Source organism: Paenibacillus yonginensis (assembly GCF_001685395.1).
GTDB classification, from domain to species: domain Bacteria; phylum Bacillota; class Bacilli; order Paenibacillales; family Paenibacillaceae; genus Fontibacillus; species Fontibacillus yonginensis.
Genome location: NZ_CP014167.1, coordinates 4,355,021 through 4,370,548 on the forward strand (window position 1 = coordinate 4,355,021; position 15,528 = coordinate 4,370,548).

Genomic DNA, 15,528 nt, shown 5'->3' on the forward strand with positions numbered 1-15,528 from the left:
TCCATTGGTTGACCAGGCTGCCTTATAGAAAAAAAAACAAACAACCATGGAATCCCTCGTCGGGACCCATGGTTGTTCCGTATATAATGAAGAACTTGTCCTCAGCCCGGGGCCGGGAATTCCAACCCCTTCCCTTAACCTTCAAAGTTCTCGAGCACCAGCTTGCCGATCATGCGGTTCTCTTCAACTTGGAGATGGGCCTTGCGCAGGTTGGCGGCATTAATCGGCGAGAGGGTCTCCGTCAGCGTGGATTCGATGCGGCCTTGTTCAATCCAGTCGGCCAGTTCATCAAGCAGCCGGTGCTGCTCAATCATATCTTCCGTTTCATATTTGGAGCGGGTGAACATAAACTCCCAGGCGAAGGTTACGCTTTTGTTTTTGAGCAGGGTCAGATCCAGCGGCTCGCTGGTTTCCACAATGGAGCAGATGTGGCCCAGCGGTTTGATGACGGCCTCCATGGCCTTCCAGTGTTTTTCGGTGCTGTGCAGGCACAGGATGTAATCGACCTCGCTAATGCCTTCTTTCTCAAGCTGGGTGCGGAAATCCTCATAATGGCTGATCACGTAGTCAGCCCCGTGGTCACGGACCCATTTCTCTGTTTCCGGACGGGAGGCCGTCCCGATAACGGTCAATCCGACTTCACGGGCCAGCTGCAGGGCAATCGAACCTACGCCACCGGCAGCCCCGATGATCAGCAGCTTTTTGCCTTGGTTATCCTCTTTATTTTTGGAGATGGCAAGTCTTTCGAACAATCCTTCCCACGCCGTAATGGCCGTTAATGGCAGGGCGGCAGCTGCCGCGAAATCCAGATTTGCCGGCTTCCGGCCCACAATCCGTTCGTCCACGAGATGAAACTCGCTGTTTCCGCCCTGGCGGATAAGGCTGCCTGCATAATACACCTCGTCTCCCGCTTTAAACAGGGAGGTTTCGGAGCCGGTTTGCTCAACGATGCCGGCAACGTCCCAGCCCAGAATTTTTGGTGTTTCCTCGACTCTGGCTTTAGGCGCTCTCACTTTAACGTCCACGGGATTTACGGAGATGGCTTTTACGCGGACCAGCAGGTCGCGGCCGGCTGGCACCGGTTTCTCCACCTGCAGATCCTGCAGACTTTGTTCATCATTAGCCGGTAAATAGCGGTATAATCCAACTGCCTTCATTTGTTCTGTCATGTTCATTTCCACCTTTCGAAATAAGAATTGTCGTAAACTCAATATATGTGATATAGTTCTCGATAACAAGTACACACATTAATGTTGTATAGGCACATAAAGTATACTGTAAACGGGAGGTTATATAAGATGAGAAATCGAAAAAGCGGCTATGGCGAATGCCCGAATGGTGAAGGATGTCCGGTTGAATATACGCTTGATGTAATCGGCGGCAAATGGAAAGGCGTGATCCTTTATCACCTTCTGGACGGCAGAAAACGGTTCAATGAGCTGCGCAGAATATGCCCGACGATTACCCAGCGAATGCTGACCCTGCAGCTCCGCGAGCTGGAAAGTGACGGCATCGTGGAACGGATCGTTTACCAGCAGGTTCCGCCTAAAGTAGAATACCTGCTAACCGATTTCGGCATGACGCTCGCACCGATTATCGCCGCCATGAAAGAGTGGGGAGTCACCTATAAGAACAAGGTCGGGGAAGTCCGGACAGACGGCAGAGCCGAGACGGAATGATCTGGGACCAACTCTAAATAGAATGAACTCAGAGCCTTTTCCTGTCTGTTAACCGGCAGGGCGAGTTTTTTTTATTTTCAAAAAGGCGGTTCATGCAGGTATGTCCAGATCTGTTCCGGGTTATCCAGTATATAGGGGATAAAAAAAACACTCGCTAACTTTTTGTTCGTAAATTTTAAAAATAAGCAAGACAAAGAACCGAAATCATATATAATTGTATATATAGCAATATTGAAATAAAACGATGAACAGTTAAGGAGGGAGCGCTTATGCCGGATTCTTACCCTCTTTCCGTAATGGGAATGAAGGTGACCTGGGGCGATTGTGACGCGGCGGGTATTTCGTATTATGCAAGAACGTTTGACTGGTTCACGAATGCCCGGATGAAGCATCTTGCCGACTATGGGCTGCCTTACATGCCGACCTTCCATGACCTCGGCATCGCGCTTGTATGTCTAAAGGCTGACTGTGAATACAAAAGAATGGTACGTCCGGAAGAAGAAATTACGGTACATACTTCCTTAACGACGCTGACGCGTACCCGGATGGCATATCAATACCGGATTTATAAACAGAACGGGGATTTGGTTGCCGAAGGGACAACCTTCCATGCTTGTGTCGACCCGGAAGGCAATCCGTTTAATTTGAAACGGCGGCATCCGGAGCTGTGGGAGCAGCTGATGGAGAAATGGCCCGTATTTCAAGAACGGGAAGCAGATTGATCATCAATCGGTAAAAATGAGGTGCAGCAAATGGCAAAAGAGCCAAAAGACCGGATCGTCATCACCGGGATGGGGGCCGTAACCCCGCTTGGAATTGGCGTCCAAGAATACTGGAACCGTTTGAAAAATGGGGAAACCGGCGTAGCCCCAATTACCCGGTTTGACGCCAGCGGCCTTCCGGCCCAAATCGCCGCGGAAGTGAAAGACTTCGAGCCGGCCGATTACATGCCAAGGAAGCTTGTCGGTCAAACGGATATTTTTATGCAGTTCGCCTTGGCGGCAGCTGCAGAAGCGCTGGAGGACGCCAAGCCGGATGCCGCCCCTGAGCGGATGGGCGTTGTGCTCGGCACGGCACTGGGCGGGATTGCAACGACGACAGCAGCTCAGGAGCAGGTCACCAAAAGCGGCAGCTTCCGGGTGAGTCCGCATTTGGTGCCCAAGATGCTTGGTAATATTGCAGCTGGTTATATCGGCATTACATATGGGTTTAAAGGGCCTAGCCTGACGCTCAGCACGGCTTGCTCTTCCAGTGCCGATGCTGTTGGCATGGCCTCGATGCTGCTTCGCAGCGGACAAGCTGATGCTGTCCTGGCTGTTGGGGCGGAGTCGATTCTGTGCCAGCTGATGGATGCGGGCTTGTCTACAGCAAGGGCGCTGTCTACACGGAACGAGGCGCCTGAGAAGGCCAGCCGTCCGTTCGACTTGAACCGCGACGGATTCGTCATGGGTGAAGGCGGAGGGGCGCTTGTGCTGGAGACGCTGGAATCGGCGCTGCGGCGCGGAGCGGATATTAAAGCCGAGCTGCTCGGTTATGCCAACAGCAATGATGCTTATCATGTTACATCGCCCGAACCGGAAGGACGAGGCGCTATTTTGTGTATGCAGAATGCGCTGCAACAGGCCGGAATCGGGCCGTCCGCCATTGATTATATCAATGCGCACGCTACGTCGACCAAGCTGGGTGACCAGATCGAGACGAAGGCGATCAAAGCTGTATTTGGGGAGCGGGCTTACAAGCTGGCTGTCAGCTCGACCAAAGGCGCAACCGGCCATTTGATGGGGGCCGGCGGCGTAACGGAGCTGATTGCCTGCATTCAGGCGATCCGTGAAGGCGTTGTTCCACCTACGCTTAACTATGATACGCCGGACCCGGAATGCGATTTGAATTACGTGCCGAACCAGGCGCAAGAGCGTGAAGTGAACGTGGCGATGTCCAATTCGTTTGGCTTCGGCGGTCAGAACGCCTCTTTGATCGTAGGCAAATTTATCTGATTTTATCAACTTATCCGATTTGGAGGGAGATCTAACGTGGAATACACTTATGACGTGACTATGTTCAAAGAAACCTTTGAGCATGAATATACTTATATCAAAGGATTTATGCGCAATGTGCACCGGTTCGCCAGCCGGCCGGCCGTCACCTGTACGCAGCGTGAACGTACTTGGACTTACAGCGAGCTGAACCGGGACGTAAATAAGCTGGCGAACGCCCTGCTGGCTGACGGTGTATCGAAGAATGAGATCGTCACTTACCAGCTGCTGAATTCCGTGGAATTTGTGCTCAGCTACCTTGCCCCGCAGAAGCTCGGCGCGATCAACTCTCCGATCAACTTCCGTTTATCCCCTGGCGAAACCGCCTATATTCTCGATGACAGCAAACCCGCTGTATACATCTATGATGCAGAGATTAAGGAAATCGCGCTTCAGGCTTTGGAGATGGCTGCTCATCAACCGCGCCGGATCGTGATGGTCGATCTGACAGGTCATGATAACGAAGCGCCTGAAGGCCATATCACCATGTCCGATTACCTGGCCGGTCAATCCGATCAGGAGCCGCAGACCGATGTCCGTCCTCACATTTACGATGAGAATACCCGTCTATATACGTCCGGCACCACAGGAAGACCTAAAGGCGTGCCGCTCAACCATATTAATGATGTGCTCTCCGCTCATGACGTTGCGATGCATTTCCCTTTAAGTCCCGTTGATAAAACGATGAACATGAGCCCTTGGTTCCACCGCGGCGGCCTTCATTCCGGCGGTCCTACACCTACGCTGTACGTGGGCGGCGAAGTGGTCATTCTCCGTTATTTCCATCCCAAGACAGCCCTTGAATTTGCCGAGAAATACGGGATCACTTTCCTGATCGGCGCACCGCCTATGCTGAAAATGCTGCACGACAGCCAGCTCAAGACGCCGTCCGATCTGTCGAAGCTGAAAGGCATTGTTACGATGGGGGCGCCTTTGGAGCGCGAGGACTGCATCAAATACCAGCAGGTGCTGACACCGAACATCTTCAACGGTTACGGCACAACGGAGGCGTTCTGGAACACCTTCCTGCGGCCTTACGACCTGCCTGAAATGACCGGTTCGGCCGGACGTTCCTGTACCGATGATGACATGGCCGTCGTTAAGGTCTATCCGGACCGCAAGGCCGAGCCTGACGACGTTGTGGCCAAAGATGGCAGCGAAGTCGGCGAGATCATCGTTAGGGCGCCTGGGAAGACCACGTATTCTTACGTCAACAATCCGGATCAAAGCGAGAAGGTGTTCTATAAAGGCTGGATCTATATTGGCGATATGGGGACTTGGGATGAGAACGAGTTCGTAACCGTCGTTGGCCGCAAGAACGACATGATCGTCTCCTCCGGTGAGAATATCCATCCGATACAGATTGAAGAAATTCTGAACCAGCACCCTGGCGTCAAGGAATCGGTGGTGGTCGGCGTGCCTGACGAGCTGCGCGGCGAAGCCGTGGTCGCTTACATCATCAAGGATGATCCGGAGCTGACTGCCAAAGAGCTCAACAAATACTGCAGCAATCATCCGATGCTGGCGGCTTATAAGAAACCGCGCTTCTACCGGTTTATTGATGAACTGCCTTACACGGCTACCGGCAAAAAGAAACATTTTGTCGTCAGAGCTTTAGCGGTGGAGGATCAGAAGAACGGGCTGCTGGAGCGATAATCCCGAACAGTAAGAAACGAAACGACCGTGCAAGAGGTTGGTCCTCGCACGGTCGTTTTTATTTTTATTATGAATGAAGAGCTGCGGGTTTAAGAGAAAACCGCGCCTTAGCGGGTGGTTGATTTATGATATAATTCTAAATATTAGAAAACGGAGGTGGTTTCAACATGGTCATGGAGCCTAGCCAACTAAACTCGGTAGATGAAGATCTTGCTCAGAGAAGAGCTAAAGAGAAAAAGGAAGACGTCGACTATCATCGCAAGCCTTTGTTGAGACACCTCGTGAATACCTTGATTGTATTGGGCATTCTTGCCATAGTTGTCTTTGTTTTTGTTATCTTAATTGCAAATTCCAGATAATTGGATTCTGAACAAGTTTATGCTGCTGCATACGCTGCTTCATCCAGGACCAGTCTGTGGCGGGAGGTCCGGTAAGGGTAGCCCTGGTGGGTCAGCTTCCTTCTTAGTTCATGCAGAGCTTTAAGATCTCCGCTCAAAGTCTCCTTCTGCTCCCATTATCCAGCCGGAAGCAGGGCGTGTCTGCGTATGGTCCTTCCTTGCTTTGCATAGGGTGAAGGAGGGGGGGATGACGGATGATCATCGCGGTGTTATCAGCAGAGCAGACCATAGCAGCCAGACTGACAGTCGATTCAGTGAAGGAGCTTTTCCCTGATGCCGAGCTGGTTTCGTTAAGGACGGAGGAATTGCCGGAGTTCCGGACATTTTTACAGGGAAGCGGAGATTCGTTCTGTCTGACCCTGCGGGCCGGCGTCCGGCTGCTGCCGGATTTCAAGAGCTATTTGGAGCAGGCCGTATCCTCTCCGCAAGCCGCCTGTTTGGACCTGTGGCGAATGATAAGAGACAGGGAGGAGGCTGGAGAAGCCGGGACGGAGCCGGATGAGGGCAATGAATTTGACGAAGGGCCGTACCTCTGGAGAACCGAAATGCTGGCTCAGACCGGCTTTGCGGGAAGAGACCGGCTGCCTTTTGCAGCTTATATAGAGCTTGAATTGTGGAACCGGCTGATTGCTGCCAGGAGGTTCTCTGCGCAGCAGGTCAAAGTTCCGGTGAATTCAGGCTGGCAGGATGACAGACCGAAGCCGCCGAGATGGCAGAACAGCCATGAAGAACGGGGCTTTCTTATACCTATGCTGAAGCATCAGGAGGTTGTGCCGCTGGACAGACCGCCGCTGTTCTCTGTATTTATGATCCTGCATAATGAAGCCGCTAATGTCCCCTGGGCAATCCGCAGCGTCATCAACCAGTCCTTCAGGGACTGGGAGCTGCTCATCGTAGACGACGGCTCCGGAGATGGTACAATTGAGGCCATCCACACTTATTTGGAGGAGGAGTACCTCGTACCCCTGGAACCAGACAACCGCCGCATCCTGATCCTCAGAAACGAAACCAACCGTGGAAAAAGCGCGGGCCTAAACCAGGCGCTGCAAGCCGCCCGCGGCCGATGGGTAGTTGAGCTGGACGGGGATGACTGGCTGGGGCCGGACGCCCTCATGGACCTTCAGCAAGCGGCCGACAACTCGGCTTCGGAGCGGGTGTTGTGGTACGGAGATTATGTGGAGTGGCAGGAGGTATCCGGCGGCAGGCTCTTCTATGTTGGAGAACGTAGATTTGAACCCCCGTACACGGCAAGCCGGATTACGGCTGAAGGATATCCTGCAGCACCTCGCTGCTACCGGACCGACGTTCTGCATAAGCTTGGCGGCTGGGCGCAGAGCGATCCCTACGGCGGCCGTCTGTATGAAGATATGCATCAGCTGCTCCGCCTTTCGCCGGAGGGGCCTTTTGGCCACATTCCTCGCCTCCTTTACCACCGGCGGATCAGAAAGGGCAGCATAACGAAGCGGCATTCGGCGGAATATCGCAAATGGCGGGCATGGGCGGCTGCCGTTTATGGAGAAACGGGGCCGCTCTGATGCACGGCGTCCGAGAAAGAAGTACCTGGTGTATGCCTGTGATGTAGCTGTTATCGGGCATGCCCGTCCTGACCGATAGGAGCTGACCCGGCGGCTGGCCGAGCCGTTTGCCAAGATGGACTGGGAGCATTACCGGCAGGAGAGAAGCTGGTAGGAGGATGGAAAAATAAAAAAAAGCTATCCCGGGCTGTGATCCGTCGGACAGCTTTTTAACTTTTCATACGGCTTTATAGCCTTGGGGAAAGGCTCAGCTTCTCCCGGTTTGTTCCCGGCCTTGGAGCAGCGCGGAGCGGATTTCCGGATGAAGCCGGTACAGCAGGAGGCCACGGACGGCCCAAGCGACACCGATGCCGGCGAAGATCAGCCAGTTGCCTTCCGAGAAATGAGTGAATCCGTCGGCTCCTTCAAATACCCAGCGGACCAGCAGCCGGTAGGCGAGCAGAACGATCCAGCACAGAAAATAACCGAAGCCGCCTTTGGTGTACAGCTCCCCTCCCCGGTACTCAAGCCGGGTGGTGTAAGCCTGGCCGATACCGACCACGGCGGCCAGCAGCACCGTGACCAATAGTTCGGCAGCGCTTTGGCCCGGAAGCGGGTGCGGCATTGATCGCAGCATTTCGTAGAAAGCGATGATCGGCAGCAGGAAGAACTGCACGCGTCTTACTTTTCTTGCTTTAAATTGTCTGAAAATAACGAAAAATCAGAACCACCCGTCCAACGGGTGGTTTGCACTAGGGGTATAACCCCTTGTTGCCAAACTGCGCCTAAAGACGCTAGCCTGACCACAAAGCGTTCAGGCTCAGTGTTATTTGTCTCTTTCACTTACCAGTTAAACTGGTTTTACTTTTTCTTGCTCTTGTTGCTGCTGAATGGATCTTCATACTCTTTTACACTCAGCTTATCCACTGCCTGGTCATGTGCCTCTTGCTCTCGAATGTATTTGGCGACGGTGGCTTCATTTAGCCCCACTGTACTTACGTAGTAGCCTTCCGCCCAGAATTTACGATTCTGAAGTTAGACTGAATAGTAGACACAGAATATACTGAAAGGAGCAGCATTAGAAAAGGAGACTGTGTCCCATGAAAAAACCTGTGTATGACGAAGCCTTCAAGCGTCAGACGGTGCAACATATTAAGGAAAGTGGCCAAACGGTGGCGGAAGTCGCCCGAGAGCTGAAGATCAACGACAACACCGTGTACGGTTGGGTTAAGAAGTTTGGAACAGATCCGGAAGTGGTTGCAGCCCAGGTGTTCAAATCGGACGAGCATCAGATGCGGGAAATGCAGAAGCGAATCCGAGAGCTGCAAGAGGAAAATGAAATCTTAAAAAAAGCGATGCACTACTTCGCGAAAGACCGTCGGTAAAGTATTCGTTCATTCATGAACACCGCTTCGAGTACCGATTGGAGAAGTTGTGCATTGTCCTGAAAGTCTCTCGTAGCGGGTACTACAAATGGCGGTGCAGACCGGAAAGTGAACGAGAAAAACATCACCGGGAGATGACGGAGCACGTCCGTAAGGCCTACGAAGAGTCCAGAAGGCTTTACGGGAGCCCGAAACTCACCAGGCAGTTGAATCGTCAAGGGATTCAGATCTCCGAACGCACGGTCGGTCGAATCATGAAAAAACAAGGCTTACGCTCACGTACCGTAAAGAAGTACAAGGCGACTACCAACTCCAAGCATGCGCTTCCCGTTCAAGACAATGTGCTGGGCCGCGAGTTTCAAGCCACGAAGCCGGGGGAGAAATGGGTAACGGATATCACCTATGTCTGGACCGTGGAAGGATGGTTGTATCTGGCGAGTGTCATGGACCTATACTCTCGCAGAATTGTCGGTTGGCAAATGGGTGAGCGGATGACCAAGGAACTCGTGATTGGGGCCCTTCAGCAGGCCTATGGCCGAGGGCGTCCAGACCCTGGATTACTTCACCATTCCGATCGGGGAAGCCAATACGCCTCTCACGATTACCAGAAACAGCTGTTAACATATGAGATGATCGGAAGCATGAGCCGAAAGGGGAATTGCTACGATAATGCCTGCATCGAGTCATTCCATAGTGTCCTCAAAAAGGAACTGATTTACCTGAACCACTATGAAACGAGGGAACAAGCGAAGCAGAGTATTTTCGAGTACATTGAGTTCTTCTACAACACTCGGCGTATCCATTCCTCTATTGATTACCATACCCCCATGGAGTATGAACTGCTTTACCTAAACCAGGCTGCTTAAAATCTGTGTCTACTATCTTGACAGAGGTCCAATTCCCATACTTATACTTCAAATTGGCATGCTTCTCAAAGATCATGAGTGCGCTTTTCCCTTTTAAATAGCCCATAAAGGAAGACACAGATATTTTCGGTGGAATCGCCACCAGCATGTGCACATGATCCGGCATCATATGTCCTTCTAATATCTCGACTCCCTTGTATTTACATAGACGCTTCATGATTTCAATTAGATCTCGTCTCACTTGATTGTAGATCTCTTTACGTCTATACTTCGGGGTGAACACAATGTGATACTTACACATCCACTTTGTGTGCGCTAAACTAAAGTTTTTATTTGCCATTTAAGACCATCCTTTCGAATTGAGCCTGAACATCTCAATTTTATCGGGATGGTCTTATTGGTGTAACCCTAGATCCCTCCACCCGCATAGCGGGTGGTTTTATATTTCGCGCGTTTCACGCGCTCAACAGGCTGAAGCCTAAAAATAATAACTGCCGCGATCAGAAGCGGCACAATAAACTCGTTCAATGGATGTTCCTCCTAAATGGTTTTGGATTGTATTTTCGTTTTGCGTCAATGAAACTGTATACAGCTTATCAGTCTTCCGGGTTCTAGCGCCTCTGCCGGCAGTTGATTTGTTTAAGTTCTTTCTCTATCCGGAGATAGAGAAGAGATCCGGACCGGTTATGATACAATGGCCATAAACTTATCGGGAATCAGAGGTCGAATCGGAGATACAGAAGTCAAAGAGGAAAGAAGGAGCCCATGTTGTCCGCAGGTAACAAAACAAGACTAAGATCGTTCAGACGGTATACGCTAATAACGATCGCGTTGGCTTTTTTTCTTTTATCCGAATATCAGCCCGGAAGCGGGGCAGGGGTCTTTATTTTAGTTCCTTACGGGTTTGTGTATTTTTGGCTGTTTGCCAACCGGGGCAGGGGCTGGAACGGGCTGGAGATCGTTGTTCTGCCGCTGTGCCTAATGGCTGGGGTGGCCATCGGGTATTTTGCCGGCGGAGAATATCCGGGGCCGAATCTGCTTTGGCCGTTGATCTTCTTCCTGGCCGTTCCCCCCAAGAAATTTGAATGGACAGCGAGGGGGCTCGCGGCCTGCGCAGGCATTGAGATTGTGATTTTAACGTACAGCGGGAGCATTCCCTATACAGCGCTCTTTGCTGTCTTTGGCGTATATATGGCTATTCAGGGCCGAGCCCGGCTCAAGAATGCCTACAGCGTCATCCAGCAGCAGCTCAAAGAATTGAACAAGACGCACGAAGAGCTGCAGGAGGCTCATAAGCAGCTGCAGGAAGCGACCGTAAACTCGATGCGGTATGCCGCGCTTTCGGAGCGCACGAGGATAGCCCGGGATATTCATGATGGCCTCGGCCATCATTTGACCTCGATGATTGTGCAGCTGCAGGCGCTCGAGATGATGCTGGAAAGCGAACCCGAGGCTGCTCCCGAAGCCGTGGAAGGTTTGATCCGGACGGCCCGCGCGGGGATGCAGGAGGTTAGGCTGGCCGTGCATGAATGGAAGGAAGATGAAAGCGGGTTAGGTCTGGCCGCCCTTCGGGGGCTGATTTCGCAAACCGCTGCAAATACAAATCTCCGCATTCAATGGGAGGAGACCCAGGATTTATCCGATTGGGACCCGGCCATGTCGATCGTGCTTTACCGGATTCTGCAGGAGGCGTTGACCAACGTCATGCGCCATGCGGAAGCGGACGAGGTGAAGATCCGTCTCCTTGAAGAAGATGATTTATTAAAGGTAACCCTGCAGGATAACGGGAGTTACCGCCATGAACCCGGCCAGCCGCTCGGCTTTGGCCAGCAAGGCATTCAGGAACGCTGTCAATCGGTTGGCGGCACCTGCCGGTTCGGGCAAAATGAGCCCAGCGGGCTGACCTTGACGATCGAGCTTCCTCTTCGGCCGCCCGGTTTTAAAGCGAAGGACAAGGCCGAGCCATGCGACTTTGACAGCTGAGGCGTCAGCGCGGGGAGAACGGCAGCCTTGGATTGAAATGAGGAAGAAGCGGCGTTGAAGAAGACGTTTAGCCACTTCATGCAGGAGGAAGATATTTTGGATATTTGGAAACCCATTCGAATCGTGCTGGCAGAGGATCAATTGTTAATTCGCGAGAGCCTGCGTTTTATTCTGAACCATCAGGAGGACATGGAGGTGGTCGGCGAAGCGGGGGACGGGGAAGAGGCCGTCGAGGTAGCGCAGAAGACCCGGCCTGACCTGATGCTGATGGATGTGCAAATGCCTAAAGCGACAGGGCTTGAGGCCACCGTGCAGATCGTAAAGCAGCTGCCCGGCGTCAAAATCGTGCTGCTGACGACCTTTGATATCCAGGACTACGTATTTGATGGAATTCGGGCCGGAGCCTGCGGATACCTGCTCAAAGATACGCCTACGAAAGAACTTTTATCAAGCATCCGGGCCATCTCGGCCGGGGCCGCTTTATTCAACAGCAAGCAGGCGGGTTCCGTCATGTCGCAGTTCATTGCCCTGAAACCGGAAGGGCCGGAGGCGGAATCGAACACGGAGGGGGAGAACGTTCCTCAGGCCTTCCTGCTGGAGCCGCTGACCGAACGGGAAAAGGAAGTGCTGCAGCAGATGGGCTACGGGAAGAAAAATGGGGAAATCGCTGCAACGCTGTACGTTTCCGAAGGAACCGTAAAAACGCATGTCCACAACATTATCCAGAAGCTTGGCGCCCGGGACCGGACCCAGGCGGTGGTGCTGGCGATCCGAAGCGGTTTGATTGATTAAATGCAAACGAAACACCCGATCCGAAGTCCCGCGGATCGGGTGTTTGATTTACAATGCCATCAGGGGGAGGCCTCTGACTTATGTCGGAAGCCTCCCGCCTTAACTTGTTTTACTTAAACTTAATAGCCGTCCGTCTTATGTCCGGATTTCTCCGCGATTTCCGCACCCTCGCGGAAGGCGGCGGAGCCGGTATGGCTCATGCCGGCTTTGGCTTTGTCCAGGCCGTCCTTGACTCTTTGCCCGTAGTCAGCGTCAGCTTTGGTGAAATGCTCGATCATTTTCTCCTGGATGACCGGCTGGCATACTTTAAGCGCATCCACCAGGTTGCTGATCAGCTCGTCGCGTTCCCAGTCCTCGAATTTGCGGTACGTTTCGCCGGCCTGCTTGTAGTCGTTGGTCCGTTCGATAGATTGACGAACCAACTTGGCATTGTAGGAAGGCTCGTGATCCTTGCCGGCAGGCGGGGCTTCCTTTAATCCGCCGAGAGAAGACGGCTCGTAATCAACATGAGGGTTCTGGCCCGGTGCCTTGTCAACACGGTATTCCATCTGGCCGTCGCGCTGGTTGGTGGCGACATGCGTCTTCGGCGCATTGATTGGCAGCTGCAAATAGTTGGTGCCAACGCGATAGCGCTGAGTATCGGAATAAGCAAAGGTGCGGCCCTGCAGCATTTTATCGTCGGAGAAGTCCAGGCCGTCCACCAACACGCCCGTCCCGAAAGCCGCCTGCTCCACTTCGGCGAAATAGTTCTCCGGATTTTTGTTCAATACCATTTTTCCGACTGGCAGGAACGGCCATTTCTCCTGGTCCCACAGCTTGGTATCGTCCAGCGGATCGAAATCCAGCTCTGCATGCTCGTCGTCGCTCATGATCTGCACGCACAGCTCCCATTCCGGATAGTCGCCGCGCTCGATCGCTTCATACAGGTCCTGAGTCGCATGGCTGGTGTTCTTGGCCTGAATGGCGTCGGCTTCCTTCTGCGTCAAATTCTTAATGCCTTGTTTAGGCTCCCAATGGTATTTGACGAGCACCGCTTCGCCGTCCTTGTTCACCCATTTGTAGGTGTTGACGCCGGAGCCCTGCATTTGCCGGTAATTGGCCGGAATCCCCCAAGGAGAGAAGACGAACGTGATCATATGAATCGCTTCCGGGCTGTTGGCGACAAAATCGAACATGCCTTCCGGATTGGCCAGGTTGTTGACCGGATCGGGGCGGAACGAGTGGACCATGTCCGGGAACTTAAGCGGGTCTCGGATGAAGAATATCTTCAGGTTGTTGCCGACCAGATCCCAGTTGCCGTCTTCGGTATAGAATTTAGTGGCGAACCCGCGCGGATCGCGGAACATCTCCGGGGAATGCCCGCCATGGATCACCGTGGAAAAACGCACAAACACCGGCGTCTGCTTCCCCGCCTCCTGGAACAGCTTGGCGCGCGTGTATTTGGACACAGGCTCGTCGCCGACCTTGCCGTAGGCCTCAAAGTAGCCGTGCGCACCGGCGCCGCGCGCGTGAACGACGCGCTGCGGGATACGTTCGCGGTCAAAGTGGGACATTTTCTCCAGAAAATGATAGTTCTCAAGCGTCGAAGGCCCGCGGTCGCCGACCGTTCTGATGTTCTGATTATTGGTGATCGGGTGGCCCTGACGGTTCGTCAGCGTCATGTTGTTGTCCTTTTGGTCCATTATTAGCTCACACATCCTTTTAGCTGGTTATAGATGTACTTTTTGCCAAGGGAAATGGAATTATGCGGAAGTGGGGAAATTTAAATATTTGTTTGATAGGACAAGAAGGACCCCACTCTCTATAAAACCGGAGAGCGGAGTCCTCTAATCTGTGTCGTTGAAAACGGATTAAGTTTGAATTGCAGCGGCCGTCTTATTTCTTCATCATATCGGCAACGGTCTTATCGAATTTGGCCAGCATTTCGTCTTTGCTGATGCGGCCGCCTTGATATTCCTGCATCGCTGCGCCGAAGCCTTGGGTCGTGCCGTCCGGGAAGCGGTCCCAGAACCAGCCGAGCGCCGTAGAGTTCAGAGCTTTGACGCCGTCGGCGATGGCGCCGATATCTTCTTTCGTAGCGTCGATGTTCGTTTCGGCAGGCATGAAGTGGAACTCCTGCGTCAAATATTTTTTGCCGGTATCGGAAGTCACCATCCAGTCCAGGAATTTCTTCGCTTCGTCCGGATGAGCGGATTTGCTGTTGACGATCCAGTTGTTCGGCACGCCGATCAGCACATGGCCGGCCTGGTCGTTAATGGAGATCGGCAGCACGCCGAGGTTTAGGTCCGGATTAACTTTGTCGATGTCGCCTTGTACCCAGTTCCCTTGCGGCAGCATAGCCGCCTGACCGGCCGCGAAGGTGGCCACCTGAGTCGCATAGTCGGTGGTCAGCATGTCCTTCTGCGCGTTCTGGAACACGAGATCCACGTAGTTGAGCCACTGTTTGAATACTTCGTTGCCTGCGGCCGTCGTTTTGCCGGCTTTCCAGTCCTCCACGAATTTGGCGGGGTCCGGCTGGTTGGCGATCGCCACGTTCACCATATGGATGCCGAGGGACCACCATTCATTGGTCGCTTCAAACGGCGTGATACCGGCGTCTTTGAGTTTCTTCACCGCATCGGTCAACTCGGGCAGCGTTTTGGGTTCAGTTGTAATGCCCGCTTTGGCAAACAGATCTTTGTTGTAAATGATGCCGTAGCCTTCCGTATTCATCGGCATGCCGTACAGCTTGCCGTCCACGGTGGTAGGCGCTTTAGTCGTTTCCAGCAGGTTCGGCACCCACGCTTGGTCGGACAGATCGGTTGCCCGGTCCATGTAAGGCTCCAGCGCGGCGTAGCCGCCGTTGTTGTAGATTTCAGGCTCTGTGCCGGACGCGATGGCTGCTTTCAGCAGTGCGCCGTAATCTTCGCCGCCGCCGTGCGTTTCCACGTCGACATGGACGCCGGTTTCCTTCTCGTATTCTTTCGCCAGCTGATTGAGCTGCTCGGCAATTTCCACTTTAAACTGGAACACCTTGATTGAAACGTCTTTAGCAGGAGCGTTGCTGGCGGACGTACCGCTGTTCGTGCTGCTTCCGCCGTTGCTGGCTGAATTGCCGCTATTGTTAGAACCGCAGCCTGTGGCCATAACCATGGCGAGCAAAGTAGTGACCCCGACCATTAGAACCTTTTTCATGTTTGGAAATCCCCTTCCAAATCTTTATTTTGTAAACGTTTACTTCTA

General features: G+C 52.9%; 10 protein-coding genes and 4 pseudogenes. 8 read left to right on the forward strand and 6 right to left on the reverse strand.

Features of this window, described 5'->3' with window-relative positions:
- Window positions 1-134: 134 nt before the first annotated feature.
- Entirely contained in the window at window positions 135-1,175 is a 1,041-nt protein-coding gene (locus AWM70_RS19825) for a zinc-binding alcohol dehydrogenase family protein (RefSeq protein ID WP_418303189.1), read from the reverse strand.
- A gap of 123 nt (window positions 1,176-1,298) precedes the next feature.
- On the opposite strand from AWM70_RS19825, the gene AWM70_RS19830 reads away from it, so the two are divergent.
- The 5 genes from AWM70_RS19830 (at window position 1,299) to AWM70_RS19855 (ending at window position 7,301) form a co-directional block, all read left to right on the forward strand.
- Complete coding sequence (locus tag AWM70_RS19830) at window positions 1,299-1,679, forward strand: winged helix-turn-helix transcriptional regulator (RefSeq protein WP_068699322.1); 381 nt, start codon at window positions 1,299-1,301, stop codon at window positions 1,677-1,679.
- A gap of 269 nt (window positions 1,680-1,948) precedes the next feature.
- On the forward strand, window positions 1,949-2,401 hold the full coding sequence (locus tag AWM70_RS19835) for an acyl-CoA thioesterase (RefSeq protein ID WP_068699324.1): 453 nt from the start codon (window positions 1,949-1,951) through the stop codon (window positions 2,399-2,401).
- 30 nt (window positions 2,402-2,431) lie between these two features.
- Complete coding sequence (fabF, locus tag AWM70_RS19840) at window positions 2,432-3,673, forward strand: beta-ketoacyl-ACP synthase II (protein ID WP_068699326.1); 1,242 nt, start codon at window positions 2,432-2,434, stop codon at window positions 3,671-3,673.
- A 36-nt stretch (window positions 3,674-3,709) separates the two neighbouring features.
- On the forward strand, window positions 3,710-5,368 hold the full coding sequence (locus tag AWM70_RS19845) for a class I adenylate-forming enzyme family protein (protein ID WP_237167760.1): 1,659 nt from the start codon (window positions 3,710-3,712) through the stop codon (window positions 5,366-5,368).
- A 592-nt stretch (window positions 5,369-5,960) separates the two neighbouring features.
- Window positions 5,961-7,301 carry a glycosyltransferase family 2 protein gene (locus AWM70_RS19855; RefSeq protein WP_068699330.1) on the forward strand — a complete coding sequence of 447 codons (1,341 nt, stop codon included), beginning with the start codon at window positions 5,961-5,963 and terminating at the stop codon, window positions 7,299-7,301.
- Between the two features lie 247 nt (window positions 7,302-7,548).
- On the opposite strand, the gene AWM70_RS19860 is transcribed toward AWM70_RS19855, so the two are convergent.
- The gene (locus AWM70_RS19860) at window positions 7,549-7,956 is read right to left on the reverse strand and encodes a DUF1453 family protein (protein ID WP_068699332.1); all 408 of its coding nucleotides are present in this window, start codon (window positions 7,954-7,956) and stop codon (window positions 7,549-7,551) included.
- 185 nt (window positions 7,957-8,141) lie between these two features.
- A pseudogene (locus tag AWM70_RS19865) lies at window positions 8,142-8,309 on the reverse strand (IS200/IS605 family transposase); the annotation flags it as partial.
- 71 nt (window positions 8,310-8,380) lie between these two features.
- Here AWM70_RS19865 and AWM70_RS19875 point away from each other — a divergent pair.
- Window positions 8,381-9,531, forward strand: a pseudogene (locus AWM70_RS19875) (IS3 family transposase).
- Between the two features lie 4 nt (window positions 9,532-9,535).
- Here the strand turns inward: AWM70_RS19875 and tnpA are convergent.
- Window positions 9,536-9,871 (reverse strand): annotated as a pseudogene (gene tnpA / locus AWM70_RS22980) (IS200/IS605 family transposase); the annotation flags it as partial.
- 491 nt (window positions 9,872-10,362) lie between these two features.
- Here tnpA and AWM70_RS19880 point away from each other — a divergent pair.
- Together AWM70_RS19880 and AWM70_RS19885 are read left to right on the forward strand one after the other, a co-directional pair.
- Complete coding sequence (locus tag AWM70_RS19880; RefSeq protein ID WP_169823476.1) at window positions 10,363-11,514, forward strand: sensor histidine kinase; 1,152 nt, start codon at window positions 10,363-10,365, stop codon at window positions 11,512-11,514.
- Window positions 11,515-11,592: 78 nt separating this feature from the next.
- Entirely contained in the window at window positions 11,593-12,306 is a 714-nt protein-coding gene (locus tag AWM70_RS19885; protein ID WP_068699339.1) for a response regulator transcription factor, read from the forward strand.
- 119 nt (window positions 12,307-12,425) lie between these two features.
- On the opposite strand, the pseudogene AWM70_RS19890 reads toward AWM70_RS19885, so the two are convergent.
- Window positions 12,426-13,967: pseudogene (locus AWM70_RS19890) on the reverse strand (catalase); the annotation flags it as partial.
- 214 nt (window positions 13,968-14,181) lie between these two features.
- Entirely contained in the window at window positions 14,182-15,480 is a 1,299-nt protein-coding gene (locus AWM70_RS19895) for an ABC transporter substrate-binding protein (protein ID WP_068699343.1), read from the reverse strand.
- Between the last annotated feature and the right edge of the window lie 48 nt (window positions 15,481-15,528).

Bases quoted from the DNA above. Each gene is read 5' to 3' on its own strand.
- AWM70_RS19885 (WP_068699339.1), top strand. From the start codon at position 11,593: ATGCAGGAGGAAGATATTTTGGATATTTGGAAACCCATTCGAATCGTG.
- AWM70_RS19825 (WP_418303189.1), bottom strand. From the start codon at position 1,175: ATGAACATGACAGAACAAATGAAGGCAGTTGGATTATACCGCTATTTA.
- AWM70_RS19835 (WP_068699324.1), top strand. From the start codon at position 1,949: ATGCCGGATTCTTACCCTCTTTCCGTAATGGGAATGAAGGTGACCTGG.
- AWM70_RS19830 (WP_068699322.1), top strand. From the start codon at position 1,299: ATGAGAAATCGAAAAAGCGGCTATGGCGAATGCCCGAATGGTGAAGGA.
- AWM70_RS19895 (WP_068699343.1), bottom strand. From the start codon at position 15,480: ATGAAAAAGGTTCTAATGGTCGGGGTCACTACTTTGCTCGCCATGGTT.
- fabF (WP_068699326.1), top strand. From the start codon at position 2,432: ATGGCAAAAGAGCCAAAAGACCGGATCGTCATCACCGGGATGGGGGCC.
- AWM70_RS19855 (WP_068699330.1), top strand. From the start codon at position 5,961: ATGATCATCGCGGTGTTATCAGCAGAGCAGACCATAGCAGCCAGACTG.